The sequence below is a fragment of the Streptomyces sp. NPDC023838 genome (assembly GCF_040639555.1).
Lineage (GTDB): Bacteria > Actinomycetota > Actinomycetes > Streptomycetales > Streptomycetaceae > Streptomyces.
In genome coordinates this window covers 78971-87957 of the sequence record NZ_JBFAAD010000031.1, presented here as the reverse complement: position 1 = coordinate 87957, position 8987 = coordinate 78971, and the positions used below count along the sequence as shown (strand labels likewise).

The 8987-nt window shown below is 73.3% G+C and carries 11 protein-coding genes; 1 reads left to right on the top strand and 10 read right to left on the bottom strand.

Annotation, left to right across the window (positions count from 1 at the left end):
- Positions 1–91: 91 nt before the first annotated feature.
- The 5 genes from AB0G17_RS29540 to tsaB form a co-directional block, all read right to left on the bottom strand.
- Positions 92–955, bottom strand: a complete 864-nt coding sequence (locus tag AB0G17_RS29540; RefSeq protein WP_361389354.1) for a polysaccharide deacetylase family protein — start codon at positions 953–955, stop codon at positions 92–94.
- A gap of 61 nt (positions 956–1016) precedes the next feature.
- Positions 1017–1283 carry a hypothetical protein gene (locus AB0G17_RS29535; protein WP_361389351.1) on the bottom strand — a complete coding sequence of 89 codons (267 nt, stop codon included), beginning with the start codon at positions 1281–1283 and terminating at the stop codon, positions 1017–1019.
- Positions 1280–2383 (bottom strand): tRNA (adenosine(37)-N6)-threonylcarbamoyltransferase complex transferase subunit TsaD, encoded by a 1104-nt coding sequence (gene tsaD, locus AB0G17_RS29530; protein ID WP_361389348.1) that lies wholly within the window; start codon positions 2381–2383, stop codon positions 1280–1282. Before tsaD ends, AB0G17_RS29535 begins: the two co-directional genes overlap by 4 nt.
- Complete coding sequence (gene rimI, locus AB0G17_RS29525; protein WP_361389363.1) at positions 2383–2856, bottom strand: ribosomal protein S18-alanine N-acetyltransferase; 474 nt, start codon at positions 2854–2856, stop codon at positions 2383–2385. The genes tsaD and rimI overlap by 1 nt, the downstream gene beginning before the upstream one ends.
- Before the next feature lie 17 nt (positions 2857–2873).
- Positions 2874–3527 carry a tRNA (adenosine(37)-N6)-threonylcarbamoyltransferase complex dimerization subunit type 1 TsaB gene (gene tsaB, locus AB0G17_RS29520; protein ID WP_361389345.1) on the bottom strand — a complete coding sequence of 218 codons (654 nt, stop codon included), beginning with the start codon at positions 3525–3527 and terminating at the stop codon, positions 2874–2876.
- A 135-nt stretch (positions 3528–3662) separates the two neighbouring features.
- On the opposite strand from tsaB, the gene AB0G17_RS29515 reads away from it, so the two are divergent.
- On the top strand, positions 3663–4247 hold the full coding sequence (locus tag AB0G17_RS29515) for a hypothetical protein (RefSeq protein ID WP_361389342.1): 585 nt from the start codon (positions 3663–3665) through the stop codon (positions 4245–4247).
- A 110-nt stretch (positions 4248–4357) separates the two neighbouring features.
- Here AB0G17_RS29515 and AB0G17_RS29510 read toward each other — a convergent pair whose 3' ends face one another.
- The 5 genes from AB0G17_RS29510 to AB0G17_RS29490 all read right to left on the bottom strand — a co-directional run bounded on the left by AB0G17_RS29510 (position 4358) and on the right by AB0G17_RS29490 (position 8704).
- Positions 4358–4537, bottom strand: coding sequence for a hypothetical protein (locus AB0G17_RS29510; protein ID WP_361389339.1), 180 nt, complete (start codon positions 4535–4537; stop codon positions 4358–4360).
- 174 nt (positions 4538–4711) lie between these two features.
- Positions 4712–5218: a tRNA (adenosine(37)-N6)-threonylcarbamoyltransferase complex ATPase subunit type 1 TsaE gene (gene tsaE / locus AB0G17_RS29505; RefSeq protein ID WP_361389336.1), complete on the bottom strand. Its 507-nt coding sequence runs from the start codon at positions 5216–5218 to the stop codon at positions 4712–4714.
- The gene (locus AB0G17_RS29500) at positions 5190–6401 is read right to left on the bottom strand and encodes an alpha/beta hydrolase (protein WP_361389333.1); all 1212 of its coding nucleotides are present in this window, start codon (positions 6399–6401) and stop codon (positions 5190–5192) included. The genes tsaE and AB0G17_RS29500 overlap by 29 nt, the downstream gene beginning before the upstream one ends.
- A gap of 99 nt (positions 6402–6500) precedes the next feature.
- Positions 6501–7655, bottom strand: a complete 1155-nt coding sequence (gene alr / locus AB0G17_RS29495) for an alanine racemase (protein WP_361389360.1) — start codon at positions 7653–7655, stop codon at positions 6501–6503.
- 41 nt (positions 7656–7696) lie between these two features.
- A complete protein-coding gene (locus tag AB0G17_RS29490; RefSeq protein ID WP_361389330.1) occupies positions 7697–8704 on the bottom strand; it encodes a L,D-transpeptidase family protein in 1008 nt (335 codons plus the stop codon).
- Between the last annotated feature and the right edge of the window lie 283 nt (positions 8705–8987).

Sequence of the window (8987 nt, the reverse complement as noted above, 5' to 3'; positions counted from 1 at the left end):
CAGCGTGAACGCGTGACCTGCCGCAGGCGAACACCGCAACCTGAAACAGGAGACGCCTCACGTGGCGACCCACGACCTCAAAACCAGGTCACTAGACGTAGTCCTCCAGGCGCGCCACCGCGAAGCCCTGCTCCTGGATGTGGCGAAGCATGTTCGCCGTCATCTCGGTCATCGTGTGGCCCTTGAGCTCGCTCTTGCCGCGGAAGTGGGCCAGGATGATGTCGCCGGGGTGGAGCTTCTTGTCGCCGCGCTGGTACTGCATGTTCTGGATCTGCATCGACTCGCGCCACAGCACGATCGCCTGGATCCCGCACGCCTTGGCCGCCGCGCGCGTGGCCTCGTTCCAGTTGCCGTACGGCGGCCGGAAGAGCCGGGGCGCCTTGCCGTACTCCTTGGTCAGCTTCTCCTGCTGGCCGCACACCTGGTGCTGCTGCTGGGGGCCGCTCTCGGTCCGCATGTTGGGGTGCGTCAGGGTGTGGTTCTGGATCGCGTTGCCGAGCTGCTGGAGCGGCTTGAAGTAGCCCTTGTCGGCGCTGATCGCCGCGTCCGTGAGGAACATCGTGAAGGGGATCCTCAGATCCCGCATCATCTCCACGAACTTGGGGTCCTTCTCGGCCCCGTCGTCGAACGTCACGAAGACGATCTTCTCTTTGGTGGGGATGTCGCTGATCACCGGGACCTCGCCGGGCTTCGTCTTCACCGGCTTCTGCGCGGGCGGCCGCGGAGCCGACGGCAGCGGCTTCAGACCCCACTTGCGGTACGCGGCCTCGCTCGCGACGCCGTCCTCGGCGCCCTCGGCCGGGCCGGAGGACGGCGCGGAGGGCGTGGCCGCCGTACCGCTGCCGCCGGTCTTCGTCGGGCCGCCCGACGACGAGCCGCCCGACGACGAACAGCCCGTGGCCAGCAGCACTCCCGACAGAACCAGACCCGCCGCCGCCGCGCTCTTCTTACCCACTGTGTGAACCAACCCCGAACCGCCGACCGATACGCCCCCTGCGTACAGATCGATGCAGAATTCAGGCCCGAGGTTCCACTCCGAGTGACTCGAAGCGCCAGCGGTGGACGGGCCGGGCCACCAACTCCCCGTCCGGCTCGGGCAGTTCGGGCAGCTCCGCGTCGTACGCCGCGGCCCACCAGGTGATCACGAGCACCCGGTCCTGCGGCGCCGCGAAGACCTCCCGGCGCGCCGGCGCGTACGGCAGCGGCTGGGACCGGGCCCAGGCCAGGAGCTCCTGGCCGCGGCCCTGGACCGCCCGCGCCTCCCACATCAGCGCGACCGTCACGGGTACAGGTTCTCCTTGCTGACCTCGTGCACGTGGTCGTGGTCGTGCGCGTGGCCCGCGCCCGGCACGTGCGGGTCCGTCACCGGCAGCGAGGAGTCCGCCGACAGGTCCAGGTCCGAGGCGGGCCGGTTGCGCGCCACCATCTCCGCGCCCAGCGCCGCCACCATCGCCCCGTTGTCCGTGCACAGACCGGGCCGCGGCACCCGCAGCCGGATGCCCGCCTTCTCGCACCGCTCCTGGGCGAGCGCGCGCAGCCGCGAGTTGGCCGCGACGCCGCCGCCGATCATCAGATGGTCCACGCCCTCGTCCTTGCAGGCCCGTACGGCCTTGCGGGTCAGGACGTCGACCACGGCCTCCTGGAAGGAGGCGGCCACGTCCCGCACCGGCACGTCCTCGCCCGCGTTCCGCTTCGCCTCGATCCAGCGGGCCACGGCCGTCTTGAGCCCGGAGAAGGAGAAGTCGTACGCCGGGTCGCGCGAGCCGCTCAGACCGCGCGGGAAAGCGATCGCCGCCGGGTCGCCCTCCTTGGCGAGCCGGTCGATCACCGGGCCGCCCGGGAAGCCCAGGTCGAGCACGCGCGCGATCTTGTCGAACGCCTCGCCCGCCGCGTCGTCGATCGTCGCGCCCATGGGGCGCACGTCGGCGGTGATGTCGGGCGCGAGCAGCAGGGAGGAGTGGCCGCCGCTCACCAGCAGCGCCATCGTGGGCTCGGGCAGCGGCCCGTGCTCCAGCTGGTCGACGCAGATGTGCGAAGCCAGATGGTTCACCCCGTACAGCGGCTTGTTGAGGGCGTACGCGTACGCCTTGGCGGCCGAGACGCCGACCAGCAGGGCGCCGGCGAGGCCGGGCCCCGCCGTCACGGCGATGCCGTCGAGGTCCCTGGCGGAGATCCCGGCCGTCTTCAGGGCGCGCTCGATGGTGGGGACCATCGCCTCCAGGTGCGCGCGCGAGGCGATCTCGGGCACCACACCGCCGAACCGGGCGTGGGTGTCCACGCTGGACGCGACGGCGTCGGCGAGCAGCGTCGTGCCGCGCACGATGCCGACGCCGGTCTCGTCGCAGGAGGTCTCGATGCCGAGTACCAGCGGTTCGTCAGCCATCAGTCAGTCTCTTCTGTTCCTCGGTCGTGTTCCTGGACGATCAGGCGCATCACGAGCGCGTCGATGTTGCCCGGCTGGTAGTAGCCCCGCCGGAATCCGATGGGCTCGAAGCCGAAGCGCTCGTAGAGCTTCTGGGCCCGGGTGTTGTCCACCCGCACTTCGAGCAGGACCTCGTCGCACTCGAAGGCGGTGGCGTGCTTGAGCAGGTCGGTCAGCAGCCGGGCGCCGAGGCCGGTGCCCCACTGGTCGCGGGCCGCGGCGATGGTCTGTACGTCGCCGAGGCCGCCCGCGGCCGCGAAGCCCGCGTAGCCGACCAGCCGGCCCGACTCGTCCTCGGCCACCACATAGCGCCGGGTCGCCCCGGGCCCCCGGGAGTGCGCGAGCTCCGACCAGAACATCCCCGCCGACCAGGCGTCCTCGGGGAACAGGTCGTGTTCGAGCGCGAGCACCGGTTCTATGTCCCACCAGCGCATCTCACGGAGCTCGACGCTCACTGGGGAGTGACCACCTTGTAGTTCTTGGGCACCTGCGCGTCCGGGCGGCGCAGATACAGCGGCAGCGGCGCCAGGAACTCCGCGCCCGCCGCCAGCCGCTCCGCCGCCAGCGAGGCGAGCGCCGCCGCCGACTGGTGCTCGGGGCCGCGCGCGTCCGGGAACGTCTCGGGGTAGAGCAGCGCGCCCGCGCCGACCACCGGGAGGCCGGCGACCTGCTCGGCGATGTCGGCGGGCCGGTCGACGGACGGCTCGCTCACGCGGGTGCGGAAGTCGTCGTAGCGGGCCCAGTAGACCTCTTTGCGGCGCGCGTCGGTGGCGACGACGAACGGCTCCTCGATGCCGGAGGCGTAGGCGAGGCCGTCGAGCGTGCACAGACCGTGGACGGGGACCCCGAGCACCGAGCCGAAGGTCGCGGCCGTCACCAGGCCGACGCGCAGTCCCGTGTACGGGCCGGGCCCGACCCCGACGACCAGGTCCGTGACGGCGTCGAGCGTGAGCCCGGCCCCGTCGAGCACCTGGTGGACGGCGGGCAGCAGCAGTTCCCCGTGGCGGCGGGCGTCCACCCGGCTGGTCTCGGCGACGACGTCCGTACCGTCGTGCAGGGCGACGGTCACGGCGGGGGTGGCGGTATCAACGGCGAGCAAGAGCACGCGAACAGCCTACGGCCACGGCGCCGGGGGCACGGCGTCCCGCCCCTGCCGCCCCCGGCTGCTACCGTCAGCCGCAGATATGACCGCAGGCTTGTACACATCCGCAGGCTTGTACGTACGAAAGGGGCGAGCAAGGTGGCAAGGAGCAGCTCGGGATTTGTGGCCGGGCTCACCGCGGCCGCACTCGCGGTGGTCGGCTTCCTCGCCTACCAGGCGTCGGCGAACGCCCCGTCGAAAGCCGATCTGGCCGCGCCGGGCACCACGGTCTCGCCCGCTCCCAGCTCCTCGACGGCGGTACCGCCCAAGGGCAAGGTCCCCTCGAAGAACGTGACGGCGCTGCCGGAGAACTCCGGCGTGGGCCCGCGCGTCGTGTACTCGCTGAGCGGCAAGCGCGTCTGGCTGGTCGGCACCAAGACGCTCAAGGGCCTGGCGCCCAAGACGTTCGAGGTCATGCCCGGCACCGTCAGCCCCAAGCCCGGCAACTACGCGGTGACCTCGCGGGCCGCCGCCGTCCCCGGCTCGGACGGGGTGCAGGTCGAGCACGTCGTGCGGTTCGCCACCGTGGAGTCCGTGACGATCGGCTTCAGCGCGGCCGTCAACGGCTCGGTGCCCAGCCCCGACCCCAGCAAGCACACCGGCGGCATCCGCATGAAGCGGGCCGACGGGGACGCGCTGTGGACGTTCGCCACGATCGGCTCGAAGATCGTCGTGGTGCCGTAGGGCTTAGGGCTCCGCCAGGGCTGCGGTCACCCGGCCGGGGGCCGTCTGCGGCGGGCCGCGCCCCTGCGGGCGCACTGCCGCATTCCTACCGTCAGTTACACCCGAAAGAGTTAAGCGGCGTCACGCCGCACACCGTTCTCCTCGGCCCTGGCGGGCGGCCTTTCCTCGTCCGGCTCCGCCGGATCCGGCGGGGTCGAGATGGCGCTCGCTGCCGCGCAGGAGGCCAGCAGATCGCTCATGGACACACCCTGCGGACGTTGCGGCTGCGCTTCGCGCTCCGACACGGTCATGGCGGCCTCCCGGCTCCTGGAGAAGGCGTGGTTAGGTAGACCTAACCAGGTCTCTCCCTCCATGTGACCACGCCCGGCGGGACCCGCGCAACATTTTGCCGACGGCTTGTCGGAACGTACGTCTCCCACGCGCCCCGCCCGGCCACAGAGGCCACGACCGGGCTCCACAGAGGGCTACAGGCCCTCGATCCCGGCCCCCGACCACCGCGCGCCCAGACCCGTCACGGTCACCACCCGGCGGTCGTCGTCCGTCTCGCCGACCACCCGGTCGATGACGACGTGCAGCCGGTCGTCGGAGAGGTCCTCCACCTTGCCGTCGCCCCACTCCACGACCACCACGGACTCGGGCAGCGAGACGTCGAGGTCCAGGTCCTCCATCTCGTCGAGACCGCCGCCGAGCCGGTACGCGTCCACGTGCACCAGGGCGGGGCCGCCGGTCAGGGACGGGTGGACCCGGGCGATCACGAAGGTGGGAGAGGTCACCGCGCCGCGCACCCCGAGGCCCTCGCCGAGGCCGCGCGCCAGCGTCGTCTTGCCCGCGCCGAGCTCGCCGGTGAGCAGGACGAGGTCGCCCGGGCGGAGCAGTTTGGCGATCTTGCGGCCCAACTCCTGCATCTCGGCGGGAGAGTCGAGGGTGAGCCCGGTCGTGGCCTCAGTGGCCTGGCTGTGCGGTGCTTCCATACGTGCCAACGTTAGTCGCCTCCGGCACCGCGCCGACCCGCACCAGCAGATCCGCCAGCCGGTCGGTGACCGTTTCGGGGTGCTCCAGCATCACCAGGTGCCCGGCGTCGGGGACGATGACCAGCTCGGCGTCGGACAGCAGGTCCGCGATGGACTCGCTGTGCGAGCTGGGCGTGACCAGGTCGCGGTCGCCGGCCAGCACGAGCGCGGGCACCTCGGCGAAGACCTGGAGCGCCGCCTCCTTGTCGTGGTCGTCGAAGGCCGGGTAGAACTCCGCCACCACGTCGATCGGCGTCCCCTCGATCATCCGCTCCGCGAACCGGGCCACCGCCGGGTCCACGTCCTTCGAGGAGAACGAGTACCGCTTGATCATCCCGGCGAAGAGGTCGGCCGTGGCCCGCCGCCCCCGCTCCACCAGCTCCGCCTGCGAGCCGAGCGCCCTGAGCACCCCGGGCAGCACGCGGCGCACCACGTTCACGCCCGCCACCGGCAGCCCGTAGCTGACCTCGCCGAGCTTGCCCGAGGACGTACCGACGAAGGCGACGCCGACGACCCGGTCGCGGATCAGCTCCGGATACTGGTCGGCGAGCGCCATCACCGTCATGCCGCCCATCGAGTGCCCCACCAGCACCAGCGGCCCCTCGGGGGCGGCCGCGTCCAGGACCGCCTTGAGGTCGCGGCCGAGCTGGTCGATGGTGACCGGCCTGCCCTGCGCCTGCGCCTCGCCGCGCGCCGAACGGCCGTGGCTGCGCTGGTCCCAGTGGACGGTCCGCACGACCCCGCGCAGGGCGGCCCGCTGGAAGTGCCAGGCGTCCTGGCTCAGACAGAAACCGTGCGAGAAGACGACGGTGACGGGCGCGGGCGCCTTGCGGCCGAACAGCCGCCGCTTGCGCGCCCCGTTGACCTTGGCGGACGGCTCGGCCTCGTCGGTCTCGTAGTAGAGCTCGGTGCCGTCGTCGGAGAAGGCGCGCCCCGGCGTGCCGCGCAGCGCGCCGTACGGCCCCGCCGCGTCCAGCGCCAGGCGCGCCCTCTTGCGCATCCCGCGCCCGACGGTGAGCCGCTCGACGGCGACCCCGGCGGCGGCCCCGGCCGCCACCACGCCTATCGCGGCGCCGGCCAGCCCCGCCCGGCGCCAGCTGCCCACGGCCGCCTGCACCGCGTCCCCCGTGCTGGTCTCGCTCACCGTGCCGCTCCTGTCCTGGTCCGGGTGGCCCTGGCGGGCCCTCGTGCTGCGGAACACCGCCCGGTCGCCCCCCGCGGGCGCGGGTGGGGCCGCCGGGGTTCAGCTGCCGGAACGCTCGTCCGGATGCTCGTTCAGATAGACGCGCGGGACCCGCGATCCGATCCGGGTGACGATCTCGTACGCGATGGTGTCCGCGGCCCGCGCCCAGTCCTCGGCGCTCGGCTCGCCCCGGTCGCCGGGCCCGAACAGGACCGCGTCGGCGCCCGGCTCGACGGTGTCCCCGTCGAGGTCGACGACGAACTGGTCCATGGCGACCCGCCCCGCGACCGTCCGCACCTTCCCGCCGACCAGGACGGGCCCACGCCCGGAGGCGTGCCGCGGGATGCCGTCCGCGTAGCCGAGCGGAACCAGCGCCAGGGTGGTCTCGCGCTCGGTGACGTAGTGGTGCCCGTAGCTGACGCCGTGACCGGCCGGGACCTGCTTGGCCAGCGCCACGGACGCGGCGAGCGTCATCACCGGCCGCAGCCCGAAGTCGCCCGGCGTGCCGAGCTCGGGCGCGGGGCTGACGCCGTACATGGCGATACCGGTCCGTACCAGGTCGAAGTGGGACTCGGGGAGGGTGAGGGTGGCCGGGGAGTTGGCGATGTGCCGCACCTCGGGCTGGATGCCCTCCTTCTCCGCGTACGCGACGAGCTCGCGGAAGAGGGTGAGCTGGGCGGCGATGGAGGGGTGGCCCGGCTCGTCGGCGCAGGCGAAGTGCGACCAGAGGCCGGTGACGCGGACCTCGGGGGCGGCGAGGGCGGCCTGGACCAGCTCGGGCCAGTCGGCGGGCTGACAGCCGTTGCGCCCGAGCCCGGTGTCGGCCTTGAGCTGGATCCGGGCGACGGCGCCCGCGGCGCGCGCGGCCTCCTTCGCCTCCTCCAGGGCCCACATCCCGCTCACCGACACATCGATGTCGGCCTCGATGGCCTCGCGCCAGGGCCCGCCGGGCGTCCACAGCCAGCACAGCATCCGCCCGCCGATCCCGGCCGCGCGCAGCGCCAGGGCCTCGTGCGGGGTCGCCGTGCCGACCCAGGCGGCGCCCGCCTCGATCGCGGCCCGGGCGCAGGGCACGGCGCCGTGCCCGTACGCGTCCGCCTTCACGACAGCCATGAGCTGCGCGCCGGGGGTACGGGCGCGCAGCGCACGGACGTTGGCGCGCAGGGCGGCCAGATCGATCTCGGCGCGGGCTCGGGTGTGCACTGTCTGAGTCATCGCGGTCATCGCGCCAAGTCTCTCAGAGCTGCGCCCAAGGCTCAGGCGCCGGGCCTGCGCCCCCAGAGGTGGACCGGGTCACCCTTGCGCAGCGCGCCCCACAGCCGCCTGGCGTCCGAGTAGGTCAGATTGACGCATCCGCGCGAGCCGACGGTGGAGTAGATGTTGTCGTAGATGGCGTGGAACGCCTGCCCTCCGCTGAAGAACTGGGCATACGGCATGGGCGCGTTGTAGATGGTCGACCAGTGGTTCTTGTGCCGCCAGTAGACGGGATAGGTGCCGGTACGGGTGGCGTACCCGGGCCGCCCGCTCCGAACGGCGACGGGCCCGAAGGAGACTTTCCCACCGTTCTGCACCCACATGATCTGCCGGTCGAGGTCGACGCAGGCGATCCGGCCCTTGCGGACCGGGCAGCGGCCGGCGGCGTTCGGGTTGGCGCGGGCCGCGAGCAGCCGCATGGTGCCCCAGGTGGCGGGCCCGGCGAAGCCGGTGTTCGGGCGGATGCCGTGGGCGGTCTGGAAGCCGCGGATCGCGGCGCAGTCGGCGGCGGACTGCTTCCCGTCGGCGGTCAGCTTCAGCCACCGCTCGACCTGCCGCTGATACGGCCCGGCCCGCCGGCTGCACGCGGCGGCGCCCACTTCGTTGCCGGGCACGTACTCGATGAGCCGCTCCACCCCCGCGGCCGGCGCGGCGGGCTCCAGGGCGTCCTCGGCGGCGGTGGGCTCGTACACGAGCGGCGGCAGCACCTGGTCGGGCGTGTCCATGAGATACACGACCTGCCCCGGCGCCCGCGGCTCCCCCGGAACGAGGGCGTCGACGGACACGGCGGCGTCCGGGGCGTCGGGGGCGGGCGCGGGGGCGACGGGACCGGGCCCCGGTCCGGCGCCGGGGTGCGGGGGGACGGGGTAGGCGGCGCCGCAGAGGGTGAGGGCGGCGGCGAGGGAGAGGGCGAGGTGGAGGGCGCGGCGTTCGGGGCGGGTGCGGCGTTCGGGGCGGGTGCGGCGTTCGGGGCGGGTGCGGCGGGACGTGCGGGGGTGTCGTTCGCTCATGGGGTCAGCGAAGCGGTGGGGGGTGGGGTGTGGGGGGTGCCGCGCGGGTGGACGCGGTGTGTTTCCCTCACCCGCCCCTTCCCGAAAGCACTGGGCGGGCGGCCGGGGGTCTCCCTGGGTGGCTGCGCCCCCGGGCCCTCTTGTTCGTCTGCGGGCCGGTGGGGGCTGGTCGCGCAGTTCCCCGGGTGCGCCCCGGAGGGGCGCGGGGCTGTGACATGTGCGGCTCCGCCGCGTGGGCGCGACCAGCACGGTGCGCCCCGGAGGGGCGCGGGGCTGTCACATG

Coding starts and splice junctions, on each gene's coding strand:
- AB0G17_RS29490 (WP_361389330.1), bottom strand. CDS start 8,704: ATGAGCGAACGACACCCCCGCACGTCCCGCCGCACCCGCCCCGAACGC.
- tsaD (WP_361389348.1), bottom strand. CDS start 2,383: ATGGCTGACGAACCGCTGGTACTCGGCATCGAGACCTCCTGCGACGAG.
- AB0G17_RS29510 (WP_361389339.1), bottom strand. CDS start 4,537: ATGACCGTGTCGGAGCGCGAAGCGCAGCCGCAACGTCCGCAGGGTGTG.
- rimI (WP_361389363.1), bottom strand. CDS start 2,856: ATGCGCTGGTGGGACATAGAACCGGTGCTCGCGCTCGAACACGACCTG.
- tsaE (WP_361389336.1), bottom strand. CDS start 5,218: ATGGAAGCACCGCACAGCCAGGCCACTGAGGCCACGACCGGGCTCACC.
- alr (WP_361389360.1), bottom strand. CDS start 7,655: ATGACTCAGACAGTGCACACCCGAGCCCGCGCCGAGATCGATCTGGCC.